Below are 22,534 nucleotides of genomic sequence, written 5' to 3'. Positions count from 1 at the left end.
ATAAAAATAAAGATTCTTCTTCTGCAAAAGTATAACATCTTGATGAGATAACCAAAAATAGTTCCTCTTCCTCCCCTCATCTTTTGTTTAAAACACTACCCACCTACACTCTTTCCCAACTTTTTTTGCCTTTCCCTTCTCTCTATCCACTTTTTTCACTACCTTTGCCCCCGAAATCTATTACTCACAGATCCAGTGTTTACTGGTTTTACCTATTTTAAATGAATAAACTACTCATTCTCGGAAGTATCGCTTTCGACCAAATAGAAACTCCTTTCGGAAAAAGCAACGCTATTATGGGGGGCTCGGCTAACTATATAGCCCTTGCTGCCGCTCAGTTCGAAGTCCCCTCAGCTGTCGTCTCTATTGTAGGCGACGACTATCCACAAGACTACTTAAACCTCCTCGCCCAGCGCCATATCGACATATCGGGCATTGAGATAGTGCACGGAGGAAAAACGCTCTTTTGGAGTGGCAAGTATCGTAACGATATGAACCAACGCGACACCCTCGACACCCAACTGAACGTGCTTGCCAATTTCAAGCCCGTAGTACCCGAAGCCTTCCGCAATGCCGAAGTGCTCTTACTCGGCAACCTCCACCCTACTCTGCAAATGGACGTACTCGACCAGATGCTATCACGCCCCAAATTAGTGGTGATGGACACAATGAACTACTGGATGAACCACACTTGGGACTTGCTAATGGAAGTAATCACCCGCGTAGATATGATTACAATCAACGATGAAGAAGCACGCCAACTTACCAAAGAGTATTCGCTCGTGAAAGCCGCCCAGCGCATTATGGCAATGGGAGTGAAGTTCGTGGTGATTAAAAAAGGCGAACACGGGGCGCTATTATTCCACGACGACAAAGTGTTTTTTGCGCCAGCACTCCCCTTAGCCGAAGTATTCGACCCCACAGGTGCCGGTGATGCTTTTGCTGGCGGACTCGTAGGCTATCTCACCAAAACCCGCGACTATTCGTTCAGCAATCTAAAAAATGCTATTGTTCACGGCTCGAACATCGCCTCGTTTTGCATCGAGAAATTTGGAGCTGAGCGCCTGCTTACCCTTACCCAAGACGAGCGTCTCACCCGTTTACAACAATTCCGTGACCTTACTCAATTTGACATTCAACTTAAGTAAGAGATAAGAAGTAAAAGTGTTATCTATTGCCTCTTATCTCTTACCTCTTACCTAAATAGATATGCTTTACAAAAGAAGTAGCGAACTATTCGCAGCCGCACAACAAGTACTCCCTGGCGGAGTCAATTCACCCGTACGCGCTTTCAATGCCGTAGGGGACACCCTATTTTCATCAAAGAAGCCCAAGGCGCTTACCTCACCGACGAGGACAACCGCAAGTACATCGATTATATCGCCTCTTGGGGACCACTCATCTTAGGACACGCCTACCCTCCGGTAATTGAGGCAGTAACCGAGCGCGCCAAAAAAGGTACTTCTTTCGGTATTCCTACTGAAGTCGAAGTCCAAATCGCCGAATTAGCGGTCTCGATGGTGCCTCATATCGATAAAATCCGCTTTGTGAATAGCGGAACTGAGGCTTGTATGAGCGCTATACGCTTGGCTCGTGGCTATACTGGTCGTGAGAAGATTATCAAGTTTGCCGGTTGTTACCACGGACATTCCGATGCTTTCCTTATCGAGGCTGGTAGTGGTGGCGCAACTTTTGGTAGTCCCAATAGTCCTGGCGTGACTCAAGGCACGGCTAAAGATACGCTTTTAGCAAACTACAACGATTTAGCCTCCGTAAAAACCCTCTTTGAAGCCAATCCACAGCAAATCGCTTGCGTAATTATCGAACCCGTAGCCGGAAATATGGGCTGTGTACCTCCTGCCGAAGGTTTCTTGGAAGGATTGAGAGAACTCTGTACCGAAAACGGGGCGCTTTTGATATTCGATGAAGTGATGACCGGCTTCCGTTTGGCAAAAGGCGGAGCGCAAGAGGTCTTTGGTATCAAAGCCGATATCGTTACCTTCGGAAAAGTGATTGGTGGCGGACTCCCAGTAGGAGCTTTTGCCGGTAGCAAAGAGGTGATGAGCTATTTAGCTCCCGAAGGTCCCGTGTATCAAGCGGGGACTCTTAGCGGAAATCCTTTGGCGATGAGTGCTGGATTGGCAATGCTCACAGCGCTGAATGAACAACCTGAGGTATTCGACAGTTTAGCGAAAAAGACAGCTTACTTGCACGAAGGCTTCGACAACGTACTGAAACGCGCAGGGTTCCCTTACCAAATCAATAGCTTTGGTTCGATGTTTACCCTCTTCTTTGCCGAAGAACCCGTAACCGATTTCGCCAGCTCAGCTAAGAGCGATACAGCACGTTTCCGCAAGTATTTTCACGGAATGCTACGCGAAGGTATCTACTTACCTCCAAGCGCTTTTGAAAGTTATTTCCTCAACGACGCCCTTACTTACGAAGATTTAGATAAGACCATCGGAGCTCTCAACAGAGTAATTATGGAATTGTAACACTCATAGTTAGCGTCATACTACACTTTGTCAAAGTCTCTAACCGCACGTACTGCTACGATACTTTTTGACAAAGTGTTTTTTTATTATAGCTTATCAAAATTGGTTTGCGAATTTTCGTTTTACACTTTGAAAAGAAACATTCTCTTGTTACATATCCAGCTGTGAGTCTTCGTTGGCTACCTTCAAAGGGGGAGTGTAGTGACGGAAAAGCGACAAGCGGGGAAATTAGTAAATTAGGAAATGAGAGAATTGGAAAATGAGTAAGTGGAGAAAATAGTTCTTTGAGCTGTAGGATTAGTGAGACAGGTAGGACAAGAGTATTGAACAAGTGGAACTTGTGGGACGAGTTTGAGGGTTTAATTTTAGGCAGAAGCTTTGGTAACGGTTGTGGTAAATAGACTGATAATCAGGGGTAGTATTATATTTAACATAAACTTTAACATTATTTTAACATATGGGGGGGGTAAATTCGTACTTTTGCTCTAAATTAATTTATAAAAGAAAAAAATGTACAGAATTATTACCACTATTGCAGTGGCGTTTGCTACTATTACAGCGGTTAACGCCCAAGAGTTTAAAGTAGGTGCTAAAGCAGGATTACTTTTCCCTACGGTTTCTAATATTAAAACTACTTTTACCAATTCTGAAGGGATAACAGCCATTGAATATAAAACAGGCTTTAAGACAGGCTTTCATTTTGGAGGTTTTATAGAATACGGCTTTAACGACCATTTATTTGTAGAAGGAGGTATAGACTATTCTTTTCAAGGAGCTAAAGTGAAATCACTTGAAGCTACTACCATAGATAACAATGGTAAGATTGACATTCAAAAGGAAGATATTCAAAAGGGGAAATGGAATACGCAACAGCTTAACATTCCTCTTTGGGTGAAGTATGATATTGCTGGTTTTCGCCCTAAAGTAGGGGTAAACTTAGGTTACTTAACTAAAATAGAGATAAAAGGAGAAGGAGATAACCAAAAAGAAGAGACTCAATCACTTCCTCCTAAGAAAAGGTTTGACTTTGGTTTAGGTTTGGGTGCTGAATACAACTTGCCTTTTGGCTTATTCTTCGACGCTACTTTCAATTTAGGACTTACTAACTTATCTAACGAAAGTAAAACAGAATTAGACAATCAAGGAAGAGTTTCTTCCTTCCGTCCTTCTGCAGAATTTAAAAACCGCGTAATCCAAATAGGCGTAGGGTATAAGTTTTAAAAGAATATTATTACTTAAAAGAAAAGACTGCTGTAAAAAGCAGTCTTTTTTTGTTAAAGTAGCTATCAAGAGTTGAACAATTTGATTGTAAATATAATTCTTTACTCGGTTATAGATTTCCGACTCACTTATGAGCCTCCGAAGGGAGACAAGCCAATATAGTTTTTGTGTTTCTAAGAGAAAGTATACGAAAATAATGCCAAATTAGTGCAATGATGCCGGAAATGTGGATAAAAAAGATTATTGTGTTAGAATAAGGCCCCCGAACCCCCGAAGGGGGACAAGCCACAAATAGGGTTACTTGGTTAAAAAAAACATTCTCTTGTTACATACTCCGCTATCGCGGACTTCCGTTCAAAGGGGGAATGTAGTGACGGTGTGAGGTTGTAGCACGACAAGCGGGGAAATTAGGAAATGAGAAAATGAGAAAATGGAGTAAATGCCAATAATACCAGAAATGCCAGAAATACTGATAATTAACTTTGGCAAAGGTGCGAGCCACACAGGCAGTCGTAGCACGACGGGCAGTAATGGAGTTCTCGGACGATTCAGACTTGTCGGACAGAAGTAAGACAAGATTAAAGGCTTTATTGGGAAGAGCTAAGGAGGTAGAAAGATATCGGAGAGATTCGGAAGAGTGGAGGGAGGATTTTTGATGAAAAAAGGGTGTAAGAAGGGTGGGGTTAGCTTATAGAGAGCTTATAGGAAGCTTATACGAATCTTGGACGATTGGTATAGGAAGGGTATATAAGTAATTGACTCATAATATAATACAGCGACACAAAAAACGGTAAAAAGAGGGTTTCGAGGCGAAAGAAAGGGAAAAGGCACTAGGCCTTAGGCCTTAGGCACTAGGGGGAGTGTGACGGAAAAAAGAAGGGATAATTAGGAAATTAGCAAATTAGAAAATTAGTAAATGGGGAAGTGTGAGGTCTTAGGTCATAGGCAATAGGGGATAACATCCTCCTTTACACATACCCAGCTGTCGCTGGCTACCTCTCTGAGGGGGAAACTGTGGCGAGTCGTTTATTGGGTAAGCCCCCGAACCCCCGAAGGGGGACAAGCTGGAAAAGCTGACACCCCCCCCCTTTTACACATACCCAGCTGTCGCTGGCTACCTTCAAAGGGGGAATTAGGGAGGAAAACATATTCCTTTAAAGGGGGAATGTAGCGATGTGACAAGAGGCTGTATGGAGCGTTAAAAGAGCGTTAAAATATTTGCTATTAGTTGTCAGTTATTATTTGTTTTATATCTTTGCGCCCTAAAAGTAACATAAATGACTATTCAACAGATTCAGAATGAGCTTATTGAAGACTTTTCACTGTTTGATGATTGGACGCAACGTTACGAATATCTGATAGAATTAGGCAAGTCGTTACCTCTTATCGACGAAAAGTATAAGACGGAGGAGTACCTCATTAAAGGCTGTCAGAGTCAGGTGTGGTTACACGCCGAAGAGGAAGATGGCAAGCTTATCTTTACTGCCGATAGCGATGCAATTATCACCAAAGGGATTGTTGCTTTATTAGTGAAAGTGTTCTCTCACCAAACGGCTGAGGATATCCTAAAAGCGGATATGAGTTTTATTGATAAAATAGGACTGAAAGACCATCTATCACCTACTCGTGCGAATGGGTTGGTGAGTATGATAGAGCAAATGAGGGGATATGCTGCTAAGGTGTTAGGGAATAGATAAGAAGGAATACACCTGGCGGTGTAGAAATTAAACAAGTCTATTCAAATCAAACAGATATATCTTTATTAGATTTCTGAGGCGTTAGACTTATCTCTTTAAAAAGAGAAAAATTAAATGACTGAAGAAAGGGTGAGTATGATAGGGCAGATGAGGGGATATGCTGCTAAGGTGTTAGGGAATAGATAAGAAGAAATACACCTGGCGGTGTAGAAATTAAACAAGTCTATTCAAATCAAACAGATATATTTTATTAGATTTCTGAGGCGTTAGACTTATCTCTTTAAAAAGAAAAATTAAATGACTGAAGAAAGAAAGATAGAGCAATTGGGCGAGAAAATCGTTGAGGTGCTCAAAACGATATACGACCCTGAAATACCCGTAGATATTTACGAATTGGGGCTTGTCTATGACGTGTTTGTGAACGAGGACTTCGATGTAAAAATATTAATGACTCTCACTTCGCCTAACTGCCCCGTGGCAGAGTCTCTCCCAATGGAGGTGAAGGAAAAGGTACAAAGTATTGACGAAGTGCACGAAACGATTGTAGAACTCACTTTTGACCCGCCGTGGAATCAGGATATGATGAGTGAGGTGGCGAAACTTGAATTAGGATTTTTGTAAAAATTATAAATAAATCACTTATGAAAAGACTTTTATTTTCAACTTTACTATTGTCTTCAGTAGCTGTATTTGCTCAGGAAGACCAAACGAATGACGGTGTAGCACAAGACCCTACGGCAGCTCCAACAGAGGAAGCTCCTGCTCCTCGATGGACAAAGGGAGGTAACGCTTCACTGATGTTCTCGCAAGCCGCCTTCAACCACGATTGGACAGGAGGGGGAACTAACAACGTAGCAGCAAGCCTTGCGGTGAGCTATGCTTTTAACTACAAGAAAGACAAATGGGCGTGGGATAACAACGTATTTGTTGATTACGGGATTACTAAACTTGAAGGCGATGACTATTCAAGAAAAACCACTGACCGTTTTGAGGTGAACTCAGTACTCGGTTACCAATTGAACAACCCACAGTGGTACTATTCATTCTTCTTCAACTTCAAAACACAAATGACCGATGGTTACAAATATGAGAGCACAGGTCGTACGCTCATAAACCAAATGCTTTCACCTGGATATTTACAATTTGGTCCTGGTATGTTGTGGAAGAAGAGCGATAACCTAAAAGTGAACTTGGCTCCTGCAACTTCTAAAATCACGACTGCTAAAAGCCGTTGGACAGAAACAGGTCCTTTCTACGGTGTTGAACAAGGAAAGAACATTCGTTATGAACTCGGTTTCTACTTGAACGGTTATGCTAAGTTTACTGTGATGGACAATGTGTCTTTCGAGAATATCCTCAGCTTGTACAGCAACTATCTCGACAAACCACAAAACGTAGACTTGGATTATACTGCAAACATTGTGATGACTATCAACAAGTACTTATCAGCTAACTTTACTTTCCAAGCTATCTACGACGACGACGCTGCTAAAGCCTTCCAAATTCGTGAAGTATTGGGCTTAGGAGTAAACTACAAGTTTTAGTGTGAGATGCGAGTCGCACACACAATTGTAGCTCGTTAGCAATTAGTAAAAAAATAGAGAAGGGACTACCTTAAATGGTAGTCCTTTTTTGTTTTATTGTTGGGTGGTTGTGGATTATTCAGAGGAAGCATTTGTAAGAGCTAAGATTGGTATTTAGAAAAATAGTAGTACCTTTGCCTCACACATTATTGCTGAATTGGAGAAGAATTGGAAAAACTAATTGCATACATACAAAAAACCGTTCCTGAGCTAAAAATACAGGAACAGACGCTTAGAGGGGCTTTCCAAAAAGAGAGCGTTGCTAAAGATGCCTTGCTGTTAGACTTCGGACAAGTGTGTGAGCATTATTACTTTGTAAACAAAGGGGCTCTTAGAATATTCTTTTACGATGAAGGAGAGGAATACACGAGCTGGATAGCTTTTGAAGATTACTTTTTTACAGAGCAAAATAGTTATATAAATTGTTTACCTTCTCGTTATGCTATTACTGCTATTGAAGAGACTGAAGTGCTGAAAATACATAAACAACAAATGCATTCACTTCTACAAAATAGCTATGAGTGGCAACAGTTCTTCATACAAAATGAGCAACAAACAATATTACGGCTGATGGAAACTATTGAACTCTTTCAAAGACAATCGGCTAAAGAGCGATATGAAGCTTTGTTCAGCTTTCCTGCCTTTATACAAAAAGTGAAACAAAAAGACCTTGCTACAATGCTCGGAATGACTAAATATTCTATCAGTAGGCTAAAATCTTACAAGTAAAGAGAGGAAGTTGCCAAATAGCAACTTTTTTGTGTATTGCTATGCGTAATTTTGCATTTATAAAACAAATGTAAAATGAACCAAGAAGAACAATACAGTTTTAGTCCGCTGGATAGCTATCAGTGGATAAAGAAAGAGGCTTTCGCTTATATAAAAGCCCAACAATGGATAGATGAAACATTGTTTGAAGACTTTTTAAACGCTTTTGAAGATTATTTTAAGCACTCATTACAAAAAGTATCTCATCTTATCAAGAATGAGTTGGACGAAGGGAATGTGCAATTTGCGGTTTTAGTAGTAGCTTTGTATGAAGTTTTTGTGAAGATAGGCAAGGAAGATAAAGAGGCTTTCAAATGTGTGTGCCTTGCTATCAATGAGCCGATAGCCCCCTTTATGGAGCAAAACACAGAGGCTTTCTTAACAGCTTCGGAGTACCCTTTTAAGGCGATAGTGGAGATATCAAAAGCACGAGAAGCGTTTTATTTTGGCAAGAGTTTTGGCTTTGAACGCCTTATAGACAATGATTACGGTTATGTTCTGCAAATTAAAAAGTGCTTGTTTCACGAAGTACTAAAAGCCCTTGAACATACTTTTTTGCAAAGAATTATATGCCAAGTAGACTGCGGTTGGATAAAAGGCATTAAAACAGAACTACACAACTTACATTTTGCGCGACCCACTACTTTTGCTACGGGCAATACCTGCCAAATGTGGTTTGTAAAAGAAGAAAAAACAGAAGATATACAATGACCCTAAACCTCGATTTCCTCAGTCAGTATTTTACCGAAGTGCATTTCGATAAAGATGCCCTCATCACCCGTGCAGGCGAGGTAGAGCACTCACTCTATTACCTCAGCGAGGGCATCGTGCGCTTTTTCTACTACAACCCCACAACCGACAAGGAAACGACGGTGGATATTCTCTTTGCTGAGCAGTTTTTTATGTCGTATGCCTCGTTTGTAAAGCGTGAACCTTCACTCTTCTCTATTCAAGCACTGAAAGACGTTACTGCCTATAAAATAGGGCGGGAACACCTTGAACACCTCATAGAACAGCAAGAATACTTACAAATAAAAGCTGATATCTTGGAACATCTGCTGATTGAGAAGATGCAACGAGAGGCGCAGTTCTTATTGCAATCACCCGAAGAGATTTACTGCAATCTATTGGAGAAAGACCCTAAACTCATCCAAAATATTCCGCTGAAATATATTGCTTCTTATATTGGCATCACCCCCCAAGCGCTGAGCAGAATTAGGAAAAGAATATTTTAATGGTTAATTATCGTTATTTTATTTTAATAAAGTATAGCGTTACTAAGCTATTTTGGCTTTGTGTGCTGTAGGAGAACTTGGTGTTATTATCTGAAAGAACAAACGGCAAGTCTACTTAGTTTTGAGGATTGGTAACGTTATAATATTTGCCACCCTTTTTTGCCTAGTAAAATGAATAAAGTTGTGGCAAGGAGCGCTGAAAAAATAAGTTTTTTCATAGAATTGTTATTTTAATGTGCCACACACACATAACAAATTATCCTTTGTCAAATGTTCTTTGTTAATTACTTTTACATTCTTTCTATATTTTTCGTTACCACTTTCTTTTTATTTTGTTGTTTATCAAACAGCTACATTTTTACTTATCTATATTTTCACTATCCAATGTTTTTAGTATATCTTTAACGTTTTATCTTTGCGGCAGAATCAGGTATTAGGGGATAGGTGTCAGGTGTCAGGCACAAACTCTTACCTCTTAACTTTTAACTAAGATGAAAGGAAAACAAAGAACTTTATTAAACAGTATTGGCAAGCTCGCCTTGCTACTACTTTTTAGCTTGCTTTCTACCGCCCTTTCTGCCCAAAACAAAAAGATTAGCGGAAAGGTAATCGATGAAAAACACCAGCCCGTGCTGGGGGCATCGGTGGTGGTGAAAGGCACTACTAAGGGTACTACTACCGATTTCGATGGGAATTTCACGATAGAAGTACCTGCTAAAGCCACGCTATCGGTTTCATTTATAGGGTATCACACCCAAAATGTAGCGGTAGGCAACCAAAACCAACTCACTATCGTGCTCAAAGAAGAACAAGAGCAGTTAGACGAAGTGGTGGTGGTAGGTTATGGTACCGTCCGCAAGAAAGACCTTACGGGGGCTGTCTCTTCGGTGTCTAACAAAGCCCTCAAGGAGAAACCTATTGCCAACGCTGGGGAAGCGCTCCAAGGGCGTGCTGCTGGGGTGCAAGTAACCTCGGCGGGAAAACCTGGTGACAACGTCTCGTTTCGCATTCGCGGTATCAGCACGATTAACAACAGCGAACCACTACTCGTTATTGATGGGGTACCTACCGACCTCGGTATCAACGCGCTCAACGTAGATGATATAGAAAATATCGATGTGCTAAAAGATGCTTCGGCAACAGCGATTTACGGTTCTCGTGGTGCCAATGGGGTGGTGCTTATCACTACCAAAAAAGGGAAAAATGGCGATGGCAAACTGTCGTTCAGCACCAATGTAGCTCTTCAACAAGCTACCAACTTACCCGTGATGCTCAACGCCCGTGAGTTTGCTTCTTTTCACAACGAAATGATTGCCAACTACAACCGCACCCCTGGGGTAAGTCCGCTTACACAACGCCCTGATTTTGCCAATCCTGAGGACTGGGGGGAAGGCACCAACTGGCTCAAAGCGCTTTTCCGTCCTGCTTTTATGCGTAACTATTCGCTTTCATACTCAGGCGGTAACGACAAGAGCAATTACTACGTATCAGGAGGTGTGTTTGACCAAGATGGGATTATCCTCAACACTTCTTACCGCCGTTATACAGTGCAGTTCAACGGTGAGTCGCGCGTAAAACCGTGGATTAAGTTTGGCAACAACCTCACCCTCAGCCACGACGAAAAGAAATCTGGCGACTACAATATCCGTATGGCGATGGCTTCTTTGCCTACACAACCTATTTACAATGAAGACGGAAGTTATTCAGGTCCTGATTCGCCTGCCCATCAGTACAGCGATATCCGCAACGTGATAGGTACTGCCCTTATCAACGGACAAAACACTACCAAAGGCTATAACATTTTGGGCAATATCTTTGCCGAAATTACTCCTGTAAAACACTTGGTACTCAAAACTACTGGAGGGCTCGATTTTAAATATTGGGACAATCGTAGTTTCTCCCCTAAATACAACTGGAAACCAATACCTAATCCGCTTTCTAACCTCTACCAAGATGCTAACAAGAGTACTACCCTCCTCTGGGATAACACACTCACTTATACCAATACTTTTGCCCAAAAACACTTCCTCAATGTGATGGTGGGCACCAGTGCGCAAAACAACGTGTATAGCAAAATCAATGCGAGTGTGAGCAACTTCTTGAGCGACCAGCAAAACCAACTCAGCAAAGGCTTGGAAAACCCTACGGTAGGCGGTACAATGAACGATTGGGCTATCCTCTCCTTCATCGGGCGACTCAACTATACCTATGCCGATAAGTACTTGCTCACTGCTACGGTGCGTCGCGATGGTTCTTCGCGTTTCTCCAAAGAAAACCGCTGGGGTACTTTCCCTTCTTTCTCTTTGGCGTGGCGTGCATCAAATGAGTCTTTCTTCCCTAAAAACGACTATGTAAACGATGTGAAATTGCGTGTGGGTTACGGTATGACTGGTAACCAAGGCGGTATCGATAACTATGCTTATTTTACCAAATTGCGCACAGGGCAATATGTGTTCAACAATAACCTTGTTTCTACCCTCTATCCTCACGTGATGCCTAACCCTAATGTAAAATGGGAAACGGTAGAGCAATTCAACGGGGGTATTGACCTCGCGCTACTCAAAAACCGCTTAAACCTCACTTTCGATGCCTATATCAAAAACACCAGCGATATGTTGGTACCTATGGCAGTATCAGTAAGTTCTGGTTATTCGGATATCAATGTGCCGAGTATCAATGCTGGTAAAGTAGAAAACAAAGGGGTAGAACTCACGGTGTCATCAGTGAATGTGAATAAAAAGGACTTCCAATGGAATACTGATGTAAACGTATCGTTCAACCGCAACAAAATTGTGAAGATGAACGACGGTGTGCCTTTGTTCACTGGTTTTGAAGCGTTTCTCACCAAATTGCAAATCCTCTCCGAGGGTCACCCTGTGAACTCTTTCTATGGCTATGTAATGAACGGCTTGTTCCAAAACCAAGCTGAGGTAGACAACTATGCTACCCAAGTGGAAAACGGTACCGCCCCTGGTGATGTGAAGTTCCGCGACCTCAACAACGACGGGGTCATCAATGCCGAAGACCGTACTTATATCGGTAATCCATTCCCCGAATGGACGTTCTCTATGAACAACAACTTCAACTACAAAAACATCGATTTACAAATATTTTTACAAGGCGTAGCAGGCAACGATATCTACAATGCCAACCGTATATGGCAAGAGGGAATGTCGGTGCCACAAAACCAAATTGCCAAAGTAAAAGACCGTTGGACTGGCGAGGGCACTAGCAATAGCATTCCGCGTGCTATCTATGGCGACCCCAACCAAAATGCGCGTCACTCTACCCGCTTTGTAGAAGATGGTTCGTATTTGCGCATCAAAAACGTAACTTTGGGGTATACGCTCCCTAAAGAGGTTACTCAAAAATTCCACACCGATATGTTGCGCATATATCTGTCTTGCCAAAATCTCTATACTTTCACCAAATACAGCGGTATGGATCCCGAAGTAGGCACTGGTGGCGTTGATAGCGGTACTTATCCTGTAACCCGCACAGTTAGTTTTGGATTAAACGTGCAGTTTTAGGTGTCAGGTGACAGGCATCAGGTAATAAAATATAACACAATTATAAACAAAAAAAATTACCCCTATGCAGCCTTTGTGGCTTGCCCCCTCTCCTTGGGAGAGGGGGAACGGGGGAGAGGAATTAATATTATGAAAAAGATATTATACATCACCCTATTGGCATTTCCGCTTTTCACGGCTTGTTCTAAGTTTTTAGACAAGACCCCTTACGAAGATTCAAGTGCTGAAAACATAAGCGATGCGGCATCGGCAATTGCCCTTACCAATTCGGCTTATAAACCCTTGCAACGCTCTAACCTCTACAATATGCGCCTCTGGACGCTCGACATCGTAGCAGGTAACAGCATCGTAGGCGCTGGAGGTGGTAACGACGGACTCGAAACTATCACTCTTTCCAACTTCAACGCAACTGCCGATAACCCTTTGGCGCTCGAAATATGGCGCGGTTGTAACCCTGGTATTCTCTATTGCAATACGGCTCTAAAAGCTTTGCCTTCTGCTAATATCCCTGAGGATATCAAAAACCGCTGTATCGGTGAAGCCAAATTTCTCCGCGCGCACTATTATTTCCTTTTAGTGCAACTCTTTGGCGATGTGCCTCTTCAGCTCGACCCTAAAGAGAGTTTGACTAACAAAACGCCTTTCCGCCAAAGCAAAATGAAGATATACAACGAGGTGATTATCCCCGACCTCAGAGAGGCTTTCAACCTATTGCCTACACGCGAGCAATATAGCAATGCCGATAAAGGTCGCGCAACCAAAGGGGCTGCTGCGGGTATGCTCGCCAAAGTATACCTCACCTTGGGCAGATATAGCGAAGCTCTTGAAATGTGTAACGCTGTCGAAAACCTTGGCTATACCCTCAATCCTGATTATTCCGATTGTTTTGGTGCTGCCGAACGCAACAAAAACACTGCCGAGTCTATCTTTGAAATTCAGTATTACGGACTTACCAAAGACGATTTCTGGGGTGAAGAAAACCAAGCCTCTTGGCTCAGTACCTTTATGGGTCCTCGCAACAGTGGTTGGGTAGGTGGTGCTTATGGGTGGAATCAGCCTACACAAGAGTTTGTAGACCAATACGAGGCGGGCGATCTCCGCAAAGATAAGACTATTCTCTACGAGGGTTGTCCTAATTTTGAAGGAAATGTATACCGCGCTTCAATGTCTAACACGGGTTACAACGTGCGCAAGTTTTTAGTGCCACTAAGTCAGTCTCCCGATTTCAATACCAACCCTGCCAACTTTGTAGCGCTCCGCTTTGCCGATGTACTCCTAATGAAAGCGGAAGCCCTCAATGAATTGGGTCGCACCACCGAAGCCGAAGTGCCTTTGTACAAAGTGCGTACCCGTGCTGGGCTCACCAATCGCGCCGATATAGAGAACCTCACCCAAGCGCAAATGCGTGAGAAAATACGCCACGAACGCCGTATAGAACTCGCTTTTGAAGGACATCGTTGGTTTGATATGATTCGCTGGGACAACGGTCAGTATGCGCTCAATTTCTTGCACTCCATAGGCAAAACCAACGCCCGCGAGAAACACCTGCTCTTGCCCGTCCCTCAAAAAGACCGCGACGCCAACCCCAACCTCACCCAAAACCCAGGTTGGTAAGTGCGAGCCGCACGGGCAGTATAGCCCCCGTCCCCCCGAAGGGAGATAATCTGAAAAAGTGAGTATTAACAAATAAAAACAATTTCACCCTTGTCGCTTTTGCGGCTTCCCTCGCCTTCGGAGAGGGTGAGAACGGAGAGGGTGAGGACACAAACTAATATGAAACCATACCATTTATACATCGCCTTCCTCTTACTGCTCCTTACGGGATGTAAAAAAGAGGACTATATGGAGCTCTTCAAAGAGGGAAAACCCTTTGAATTGAAAGTTTCTAAAGAAAATGTAGCCTTAGACGCTGCCAACCCCGAACAAGAAGCCATCAAGTTCACTTGGACGGCAGCTTCCAATCACGGCACCAATGCCGCTATCACCTATACTTTCCAAATGGATGTGCAAGGCAACAACTTTGCGGGAGGTATCAGCGAGAATGTAGGTCGTGAAGCCTATGAGAGAGTGTATAAAAACGAGGAACTCAACAACCTCTTGCTCAACACTTTCAAGGTTGCGGCAGACACCGAAGTTACAATGGAAGTACGCATCATTGCCCAAGTAGCCTCTGGCGAGGGAATGAAACAACATACCAATGTGAAGACGGTGGTTTTCAAAACGCATACCCCTATCAGCAATACGCTCTATATCATCGGTAGTGCCGCCCCTCACGGTTGGAGTGCCGATCAAGCCGAAGAGATGAAACCCGTTGAGGGCACTCCTAAAGCCTTTGCGTGGTCAGGACGATTGTCTGCTGGCGAAATCAAGTTCATTACTACCAAAGGCCAGTTTATACCATCGTATGGCAAAGGTAGTAACAATAGCGAATTGCACTTCCGCAAAACCGATGCTGATACAAGCGATGAGAAATTTACAATTGCCGAAAGTGGTGTCTATACCGTAAAAGTGAACCTCATCAACCTCACCATAAGCATCACCAAAGGCGAAGTGCCTGAATATACCGAGTTGTGGTTCGTAGGTGAACCTACCGGTTGGAGCTTTAAGAAAATGACCGTAGACCCTGCCGACCCATTTGTGTTCCACTACAATGCCGATTTAGGCAATGGGGGTGAGTTCAAAATAGGCACTAAAGAAGGCGATTGGTTAGCAGTTTTCTTCCGTCCTAAAGAAAATAATACTGCTGAGGGTAGCGACCTCCCTGTGAAGAAATGGGCAGGCGACCCCGATAACAAATGGAAAATTTCAGCAGGTACTTACAAGATTACGCTCAACACTCGTACAATGAAGATTGACATTGTGCCTTTCACTCCTTATGCAGGAATGTATATGATTGGTAGTGCTACCGATGCTGGTTGGGATATCAACAATCCTATTGCTATGACTGTCGATAGTAGCAATCCTAATGTCTTTACGTGGGAAGGCGACTTGAAAGCGGGCGAACTCAAATTCTCTTGCGACAAGAAAAGCGATTGGGGTGGCGACTGGTTCTTGGCTGCTAAAGCTGATAAAGCACCTGCTGGTGTAGAAGAACCTATGATTTTCAGCGCTCACGGCTCTAACCCCGATAACAAGTGGAAAATCAGCGAGGCTGGTACCTACAAAATCACCCTCAACCAACTCACCCAAAAGGTGATTATTAAAAAACAGTAAGTTGAAAAGTCTCCACATACCCAGCTGTGTGCACTCGCTGGCTTCCCCCAAGGGGAGGGAGTTTAAGAGAGTCCAATAACAAAACATCTTTATACGTGTTAAACAACCCTCCTTTCCGTTCGCATCTGCGGATTGTCCCTCTCTCCTTGGGAGAGAGGGAACGGGAGAGAGGCATTGTTAATTGTTAATTATTAATTATTAATTGAAAATGAAAGTTTTATATACTCTATTCTTCGCCACTACGCTCAGCCTCTTCTCTTGCGAGAAGAACGATACGCCTAGCAACAACCCTATTACCTATGGCGAAACTTATTTGAAAATAGATATCAGCACCGATAAGGCGGTCTATAACCCTGGTAGCACGGTGCGCTTCACATTGGCGAGTATGCCCTCTGGTACTTACAAAGTGCGTTACTCTCACTTAGGCGAAATCATTAAAGAAGAACCTCTTACCTCCACCTCTTGGCAATGGGTAACCCCTGCCGATGACTATCGAGGTTATTTGGTGGAAATATACCAAGAAGCAGGCGGTAAACAAAATACTTACGGCAGTATCGCTGTGGATGTATCTTCCGATTGGACAAAATTCCCTCGCTACGGCTTCTTGTCCTCTTACGGCAAAAACGAACCTATCGAGAAGAATATCAACTTTATGAATCGCTGTCACATCAATGGCATCCAGTTCTACGATTGGATGTACGACCATCACAAACCGCTGGCTGGCACCCCTCAAAACCCTGCTAATGAGTGGCCAGACCTCTTCAAACGTCCCACTTTCCTATCTACCGTACGTGGCTATATCAGTGCTGCTCATAGCAAGGGTATGAAAGCGATGTTCTACAATTTGGCTTTTGGGGCGCTCAAAAATGCGGAAGCCGATGGTGTTTCCAAAGAGTGGTTTCTCTACAAAGATAACCAGCACAAAGAGAAAGATGCACACCTATTAGGCGACTTTGCTCGCAGTAGTATCTACCTCACCAACCCTGGTAATGCGCACTGGCAAAACTACTTAGCAGGACGTAACAGCGATGTCTATGCCGTTTTTGGTTTCGATGGCTATCATATCGACCAACTCGGAGGGCGTGGCACGGTATACGATTACAATGGCAATAGTGTAGATCTCTTGCCTCAATACGCTTCGTTTATCAATGCGATGAAAAGCGCACACCCTGATAAACGCCTTGTGATGAACGCGGTAGGGCAATACGGTCAAACCGAAATTGCAGGTACCAATAAAGTGGATTTTCTTTATACCGAAGTATGGGACGAAAAAACCTACGACCAATTGGCAAAAATTATCCTCGATAACTACAATCGTAGCAATAACCAACTCAAAACGGTGTTGGCTGCCTATATGGACTATGAAAAATCTAAGAATGCAGGTTTTGTAAACGAACCTGGCATATTGCTCTCCAATGCCGTGATTTTTGCCTTCGGAGGGGCTCATTTAGAGATAGGCGAACACTACCTCGTTAATGAGTATTTCCCTAACAAAAACCTTCAAATGAAAGCCGACCTCAAAAAAGCGCTCATCACCTACTACGATTTCTTGGTGGCTTACCAAAACCTCTTGCGCGACGGCGGTAGTTATACCTCTGCGCAGGTAACTGCCGAAAATGCTACAATAGCGGCTTGGCCTGCTGCCAAAGACCAAATTGCTTGTGTGAGCAAAAAGGTAAATAACAAAGAAGTAATACACCTCATCAATTTCAACGGGGTAACCTCTATGGACTGGCGTGATACCAACGGTACTCAAAAGAAACCTACCACAGTAACCGACCTTAAAACTACTGTTGCTGTAACTGCACAACCCAAAAAAGTGTGGTTCGCTACCCCCGACCTCTTTGGCGGTGCTCCCCGTGTGGTAGAATTTACCTATAACAACAACCAAATCACCTTCACCCTCCCCTCCCTCAGCTATTGGGATATGGTAGTGATAGAGTATTAATCCCCTCCCCAACCCCTCCCCCAAGGGGAGGGGCTTGTAGGACAGTATTTTAACTAATAAAATAAATTTTAATAAAAACCCCCTTTCTACATCTTGCCCCCCTCTCTTTCGGAGAGGGGGAACGGGGGTGAGGATTTTAATATGAGATTTCTTACTTTCATAACAATAACTATCCTCTCCTGTGCTACAGCAGTAGCACAGAAGTTATTTTCGCCTAACAAAGCGCTGAAACTCTCTTTTTCACTCAACGCGGAAGGCACTCCTACCTATTCGCTTTTTTACAAGGGAAAAGAAGTGATTAAACCGAGTAGATTAGGTATTGAACTATTTAGCTCCAACGAAGTGAAATTTGGCACTGAAATCACCAAAAAAGAGGGGGCAAACACCTCTCTCTACCATAACTTTGAAGTGGTGAATACCCAAAATACAACCGTTGATGAAACTTGGCAACCCGTATGGGGCGAAAGCCAAAACATTCGCAACCACTACAACGAGCTATTGGTGAGCCTCAAACAGAAGGACACCCACCGAGAAATGAACCTGCGTTTTAGATTGTTTGATGACGGATTGGGCTTCCGCTATGAGTTCCCCGAACAAAAGCAAATGCCTTACTTTGTGATTAAAGAAGAACGCACCGAGTTTGCAATGACGGGTAATCACCAAGCGTGGTGGATACCTGGCGATTACGATACCCAAGAGTACGACTATCAGCAATCACGCCTCTCCGAAATACGCGCTATCAACCAAAAAGGACGTCAGGCAAATTTAGCACAAACAGGCTTTTCGGATACGGGCGTACAAACCGCTTTAATGCTCAAAACTGACGATGGTTTGTACATCAACCTGCACGAAGCTGCTTTGGTGAACTACGGGGCGATGCACCTCAATCTCAACGATAAGACCTTCGTTTTCCAATCGTGGATTACCCCCGATGCCAATGGTGCCAAAGGTTATATGCAAACCCCTGCCCAAACGCCTTGGCGTACAGTAATTGTAAGCGATGATGCCCGCGATATTTTGGCTTCGGATATCACTCTCAACCTCAACGAACCTTGCGCCTTGGCTGATACTTCGTGGATTCACCCGATGAAGTACGTAGGGGTATGGTGGGAAATGATTACCGGTATGAAAGAATGGTCGTATACTTACGATGTGCCCAGTGTGCATATCGGTAAAACCGATTACACCACCCTCAAACCCCACGGCAAGCACGGGGCTACTACCGAAAATGTGAAGAAATACATCGACTTTGCCGCCGAAAACGGTTTTGATGGCGTACTGGTAGAAGGTTGGAACATAGGATGGGAAGATTGGTTTGGACATTCCAAAGATTTGGTATTCGACTTCCAAACACCTTACCCCGATTTTGATATCGAAGCAATTCACCAATACGCCAAAAGCAAGGGAATTAAGATGATTATGCACCACGAAACCTCCTCGTCTATCCGCAACTACGAGCGTTTTATGGACAAAGCCTATCAGCTGATGAACAAATACGAATACCCTGCTGTAAAAAGCGGTTATGTAGGGAATATCATTCCGCGAGGCGAAAACCATTACAGTCAGTGGGTGAACAATCACTACCTTTATGCTATTAAAAAAGCTGCCGACTACCGCATTATGGTGAATGCGCACGAGGCAGTGCGCCCTACGGGTTTGTGTCGTACCTATCCTAACCTCATAGGCAACGAGTCAGCGCGCGGAGGTGAATACCAAGCCTTTGGCGGTAGCAAGCCTAATCACGTGTGTGTGTTGCCCTTCACCCGCCTTATTGGCGGACCAATGGACTATACCCCAGGGGTGTTTGAAATGGACATCAGCAAGAACAACCCCAACAACCATTCACACTGCAATGCCACTTTGGCAAACCAATTGGCATTGTATGTAACGATGAGCAGTCCGCTACAAATGGCTTCCGACCTTCCAGAGAACTACCGCCGTTTTCCCGATGCTTTTCAGTTTATCAAAGAGGTTGCCCTCGATTGGAGCGAAAGCCACTATTTAGAAGCCGAACCAGGGGCTTACATCACTGTGGCACGCAAAGCCAAAGGCACTCGCAATTGGTTTGTAGGCAATACAGCCGGCAAGGATTTTACCTCCAAGATTCATTTCAGTTTCTTAGAGCCCAAAACTACTTATGTAGCCACTATCTACGCCGATACCAAAGATGCCAACTATCAAACCAATCCCCAAGCCTATACCATTCAAAAAGTATTGGTAACCAATAAGAGCAAACTCACCCTACACTCAGTAGCAGGCGGAGGCTATGCCATTAGTTTGTTCCCCCTCACCGATAAGGCACAAGCCAAAGGATTAAAAAAACGATAGCAATTACAGTAATATAATAGTAAAAAAAAGCTGCTTAGCGAAGTGCTTAGCAGCTTTTTGTTTGCTAATTTGCCAATTATTTCAGAGCAATGTAATTTGAGAAAGCTCATTTCCTATAGTTCTAATACCATTTTGTATTTCTAACAATCGTTTTTCTGAAGCTTTACTTTTTCCAGAGGCGTATTTTCGCATCATTACAGGACTAATAGAAATTCTACGAGCTAACTCACTCATATTGAGCTCTGGTAATTGCTGACTAATACCGTCTAATGCTATTTCATAAACAAAATCAACTCCTTTTTTATAGCGATTAACAAAATCCCAATCCTTATCTTTTTCACATTCTTCCAAGTGAAAAGCAAAGGCTTCTTGCATATTTTTTTTAAGTTCTTCAAGGTTTTTGCCTTCGGCTACAACTATGCCTTCGATGTTTTCGGTATTTCCCCAAAACACACCATTTTCTTTACGTACAGTTACTTTTATTTTTTTCATTTTCTTATTATTTTCTCATCAAGAAACCCACTTAAAGCAGGGGGTTATTTCACCCCCATTTGCTTTAAGATGGAGTTCACTGTACCTTGTGGGAGGTCTTTTTTGGGATGCGGTACAGTTACTTTTCCTTTTTTTGTTGGGTGTTTAAAATGATGATGACTACCCTTTACATTATATAAGTACCACCCGTCATCTGTCAACAACCTGATAACATCTGTGCTACTCATTGTTATATCATTTTAACGATGCAAAATTAGGTAACTTTTTTGTAACCACCAAACAAATTTACCAATTTACTAATTCACTAATTTGCTAATTCCCTAATTTTTCTTACTTTTGCCTCTGAAAATTAATGTTTGAAAATGAAGTACAAAAGCCTTATCATAACCCTCCTACTACTCCCCTACTGTGCTTTGGCGCAAATGGGGCAAAATCAAAAGCTCATTCACAACCTCACTGCACTTATCAAACAGAAAGATAAATACACCCAGCAGAAAGAACGCAAAATAAAGGAAGCTATCGACTTGTTACGAGTGCCCAATGCCTCTGCTGAGCAACGTTATGCTATCAACCAACGCCTCTTCGACGAGTTTAAAACTTATATATCCGACTCGGCGGTGTACTACGTGAAAGAGAATATCCGCATCGCTGAAGAACTCCAAAAACCCGACCTCCAAAACGATTCCCGCCTTTCCCTCGCCTCTCTCTACATCATTTCGGGCAACTACTTAGATGCTGCCGACCTGCTCAGGGCTATTGATAAAGAGCAACTGCAAAAACCTCAGCTCATTCAGTACTACAACTGCTACCTCAACCTCTACAACAACTACGCTTTCAACAACCCCGATGCCAAAACCTATATCGCCAAAAGCAATGCTTACCGCGACCTCCTTCTCAATTTAGTCGATAAGAATTCCACTCACTATATCCTCCTCTATGCCGGTGTGCTTACCGATGCCGGCAGGTATGACGAAGCCGAAAAACTGCTCCTCGACCGCTTCGCCCTAATGCACACCGATGAACACGAAAAAGCCGTATTAGGCTATGTGCTCGGCACGCTCTACAAAAAGAAAAAGAATGTCCCTAAACAAATAGAATACTTTGCTATTTCGGCGAGTTGCGACATCAAAGATGCTATTAAAGAAAACGCCTCGATGCTCGAACTTGCCTCAGCACTCTTTCAATTAGGCGAAGTAGAAAACGCTTACACTTGCATCAAATCGGCGATGGAAGACGCTACTTTTTGTAACGCTCAACTGCGTTCCGACGAGGTGATGAAGATTTTCCCTATCATCGAAAAAGCCTATCAGGAACGCATTCACAGTCAGAATACCAAACTGCGCAACGCCTTGCTGTTAGTAGGATTGTTTGCCGTTTTCCTCATTATTGCCGTAGTATTGGTTACCCGCCAAATGAAGCGCATCGCCAAAATACGCAAGGAACTCTACCACAAAAACCAAGATTTAGAGCAACTCAACGAACACCTGCGCGAGGTAGTAACCCAACTGAACGAAAGCAACGAAGTAAAAGAAGCCTATATAGGCGAGTTTTTCAACTTGTGCTCGGTGTACATCAGCAAATTAGAAAAATATCAAAAAATGCTTACCAAAAAGGCAAAAGACCGCAATTGGGAGGAACTCAACAAAGTGCTCCGCTCTACCGAGATGATAGAGCAAGAGCTGAAAGAGTTCTACAAGCTGTTCGACGATATTTTCTTACATCTATTCCCACACTTTATCACTGAGTTCAACGTTCTATTAGCCGAAGACGAGCGTTTTGCCCCCAAACCTCACGAAATGACCCCCGAGTTGCGTATCTTTGCCCTTATCCGCTTAGGCATCACCGATAGTTCTAAAATAGCCACTTTCTTACATTATTCTACTAATACCATCTACAACTATCGCACCCGCGTGCGCAACAAAGCTATCGTACCGAGAGAAACTTTTGAAGAAATGGTAATGAAAATAGGCAAGAAATAATGTAAGTTCCACTAATAATTGCAATTTTAAGTAGTAATTTTTAGT

The 22,534-nt window shown here is 43.2% G+C and carries 16 protein-coding genes and 1 pseudogene; 15 read left to right on the top strand and 2 right to left on the bottom strand.

What is annotated here, in order from left to right; translation table 11 throughout:
- The first annotated feature begins 221 nt into the window (after window positions 1–221).
- From HW278_RS06320 to HW278_RS06255, 14 genes and pseudogenes are all read left to right on the top strand, one after another.
- Window positions 222–1,148: a PfkB family carbohydrate kinase gene (locus tag HW278_RS06320; protein ID WP_178977293.1), complete on the top strand. Its 927-nt coding sequence runs from the start codon at window positions 222–224 to the stop codon at window positions 1,146–1,148.
- Window positions 1,149–1,209: 61 nt separating this feature from the next.
- A pseudogene (hemL, locus tag HW278_RS06315) lies at window positions 1,210–2,495 on the top strand (glutamate-1-semialdehyde 2,1-aminomutase).
- Window positions 2,496–3,005: 510 nt separating this feature from the next.
- Window positions 3,006–3,716: a porin family protein gene (locus tag HW278_RS06310; protein WP_178977292.1), complete on the top strand. Its 711-nt coding sequence runs from the start codon at window positions 3,006–3,008 to the stop codon at window positions 3,714–3,716.
- Between the two features lie 1,277 nt (window positions 3,717–4,993).
- On the top strand, window positions 4,994–5,413 hold the full coding sequence (locus HW278_RS06305) for a SufE family protein (protein WP_178977291.1): 420 nt from the start codon (window positions 4,994–4,996) through the stop codon (window positions 5,411–5,413).
- Window positions 5,414–5,710: 297 nt separating this feature from the next.
- Window positions 5,711–6,034 carry an iron-sulfur cluster assembly protein gene (locus HW278_RS06300; RefSeq protein ID WP_002674499.1) on the top strand — a complete coding sequence of 108 codons (324 nt, stop codon included), beginning with the start codon at window positions 5,711–5,713 and terminating at the stop codon, window positions 6,032–6,034.
- A gap of 20 nt (window positions 6,035–6,054) precedes the next feature.
- On the top strand, window positions 6,055–6,957 hold the full coding sequence (locus tag HW278_RS06295) for a DUF3078 domain-containing protein (protein WP_178977290.1): 903 nt from the start codon (window positions 6,055–6,057) through the stop codon (window positions 6,955–6,957).
- A 207-nt stretch (window positions 6,958–7,164) separates the two neighbouring features.
- Entirely contained in the window at window positions 7,165–7,725 is a 561-nt protein-coding gene (locus HW278_RS06290) for a Crp/Fnr family transcriptional regulator (RefSeq protein ID WP_178977289.1), read from the top strand.
- 75 nt (window positions 7,726–7,800) lie between these two features.
- Window positions 7,801–8,475: an L-2-amino-thiazoline-4-carboxylic acid hydrolase gene (locus HW278_RS06285; protein ID WP_178977288.1), complete on the top strand. Its 675-nt coding sequence runs from the start codon at window positions 7,801–7,803 to the stop codon at window positions 8,473–8,475.
- Entirely contained in the window at window positions 8,472–8,999 is a 528-nt protein-coding gene (locus HW278_RS06280) for a Crp/Fnr family transcriptional regulator (RefSeq protein ID WP_178977287.1), read from the top strand. Before HW278_RS06285 ends, HW278_RS06280 begins: the two co-directional genes overlap by 4 nt.
- A 491-nt stretch (window positions 9,000–9,490) precedes the next feature.
- Window positions 9,491–12,529, top strand: coding sequence for a SusC/RagA family TonB-linked outer membrane protein (locus HW278_RS06275; protein WP_178977286.1), 3,039 nt, complete (start codon window positions 9,491–9,493; stop codon window positions 12,527–12,529).
- A gap of 129 nt (window positions 12,530–12,658) precedes the next feature.
- Complete coding sequence (locus HW278_RS06270) at window positions 12,659–14,143, top strand: RagB/SusD family nutrient uptake outer membrane protein (RefSeq protein ID WP_009411426.1); 1,485 nt, start codon at window positions 12,659–12,661, stop codon at window positions 14,141–14,143.
- 159 nt (window positions 14,144–14,302) lie between these two features.
- On the top strand, window positions 14,303–15,742 hold the full coding sequence (locus tag HW278_RS06265) for a SusF/SusE family outer membrane protein (protein ID WP_178977285.1): 1,440 nt from the start codon (window positions 14,303–14,305) through the stop codon (window positions 15,740–15,742).
- 208 nt (window positions 15,743–15,950) lie between these two features.
- Window positions 15,951–17,690, top strand: coding sequence for a glycoside hydrolase family 66 protein (locus HW278_RS06260; protein ID WP_178977284.1), 1,740 nt, complete (start codon window positions 15,951–15,953; stop codon window positions 17,688–17,690).
- Window positions 17,691–17,831: 141 nt separating this feature from the next.
- On the top strand, window positions 17,832–20,018 hold the full coding sequence (locus HW278_RS06255) for a glycoside hydrolase family 97 protein (RefSeq protein ID WP_178977283.1): 2,187 nt from the start codon (window positions 17,832–17,834) through the stop codon (window positions 20,016–20,018).
- An 81-nt stretch (window positions 20,019–20,099) separates the two neighbouring features.
- On the opposite strand, the gene HW278_RS06250 is transcribed toward HW278_RS06255, so the two are convergent.
- On the bottom strand, window positions 20,100–20,510 hold the full coding sequence (locus tag HW278_RS06250) for a type II toxin-antitoxin system HicB family antitoxin (protein ID WP_178977282.1): 411 nt from the start codon (window positions 20,508–20,510) through the stop codon (window positions 20,100–20,102).
- A 44-nt stretch (window positions 20,511–20,554) separates the two neighbouring features.
- Window positions 20,555–20,737 (bottom strand): type II toxin-antitoxin system HicA family toxin, encoded by a 183-nt coding sequence (locus tag HW278_RS06245; RefSeq protein ID WP_178977281.1) that lies wholly within the window; start codon window positions 20,735–20,737, stop codon window positions 20,555–20,557.
- A 135-nt stretch (window positions 20,738–20,872) separates the two neighbouring features.
- Between HW278_RS06245 and HW278_RS06240 the strand changes: the two genes are divergently transcribed.
- Window positions 20,873–22,489, top strand: coding sequence for a DUF6377 domain-containing protein (locus HW278_RS06240; protein ID WP_178977280.1), 1,617 nt, complete (start codon window positions 20,873–20,875; stop codon window positions 22,487–22,489).
- The last annotated feature ends 45 nt before the right edge of the window (window positions 22,490–22,534 follow it).

The organism is Capnocytophaga sp. oral taxon 902 (genome assembly GCF_013394735.1).
GTDB classification, from domain to species: Bacteria; Bacteroidota; Bacteroidia; order Flavobacteriales; family Flavobacteriaceae; genus Capnocytophaga; species Capnocytophaga ochracea.
This window is presented reverse-complemented; position numbering and strand designations above follow the sequence as displayed.

Bases quoted from the DNA above. Each gene is read 5' to 3' on its own strand.
- HW278_RS06310 (WP_178977292.1), top strand. From the start codon at position 3,006: ATGTACAGAATTATTACCACTATTGCAGTGGCGTTTGCTACTATTACA.
- HW278_RS06240 (WP_178977280.1), top strand. From the start codon at position 20,873: ATGAAGTACAAAAGCCTTATCATAACCCTCCTACTACTCCCCTACTGT.
- HW278_RS06295 (WP_178977290.1), top strand. From the start codon at position 6,055: ATGAAAAGACTTTTATTTTCAACTTTACTATTGTCTTCAGTAGCTGTA.
- HW278_RS06300 (WP_002674499.1), top strand. From the start codon at position 5,711: ATGACTGAAGAAAGAAAGATAGAGCAATTGGGCGAGAAAATCGTTGAG.
- HW278_RS06320 (WP_178977293.1), top strand. From the start codon at position 222: ATGAATAAACTACTCATTCTCGGAAGTATCGCTTTCGACCAAATAGAA.
- HW278_RS06260 (WP_178977284.1), top strand. From the start codon at position 15,951: ATGAAAGTTTTATATACTCTATTCTTCGCCACTACGCTCAGCCTCTTC.
- HW278_RS06265 (WP_178977285.1), top strand. From the start codon at position 14,303: ATGAAACCATACCATTTATACATCGCCTTCCTCTTACTGCTCCTTACG.
- HW278_RS06285 (WP_178977288.1), top strand. From the start codon at position 7,801: ATGAACCAAGAAGAACAATACAGTTTTAGTCCGCTGGATAGCTATCAG.
- HW278_RS06305 (WP_178977291.1), top strand. From the start codon at position 4,994: ATGACTATTCAACAGATTCAGAATGAGCTTATTGAAGACTTTTCACTG.
- HW278_RS06270 (WP_009411426.1), top strand. From the start codon at position 12,659: ATGAAAAAGATATTATACATCACCCTATTGGCATTTCCGCTTTTCACG.
- HW278_RS06250 (WP_178977282.1), bottom strand. From the start codon at position 20,510: ATGAAAAAAATAAAAGTAACTGTACGTAAAGAAAATGGTGTGTTTTGG.
- HW278_RS06280 (WP_178977287.1), top strand. From the start codon at position 8,472: ATGACCCTAAACCTCGATTTCCTCAGTCAGTATTTTACCGAAGTGCAT.
- HW278_RS06275 (WP_178977286.1), top strand. From the start codon at position 9,491: ATGAAAGGAAAACAAAGAACTTTATTAAACAGTATTGGCAAGCTCGCC.
- HW278_RS06245 (WP_178977281.1), bottom strand. From the start codon at position 20,737: ATGAGTAGCACAGATGTTATCAGGTTGTTGACAGATGACGGGTGGTAC.
- HW278_RS06255 (WP_178977283.1), top strand. From the start codon at position 17,832: ATGAGATTTCTTACTTTCATAACAATAACTATCCTCTCCTGTGCTACA.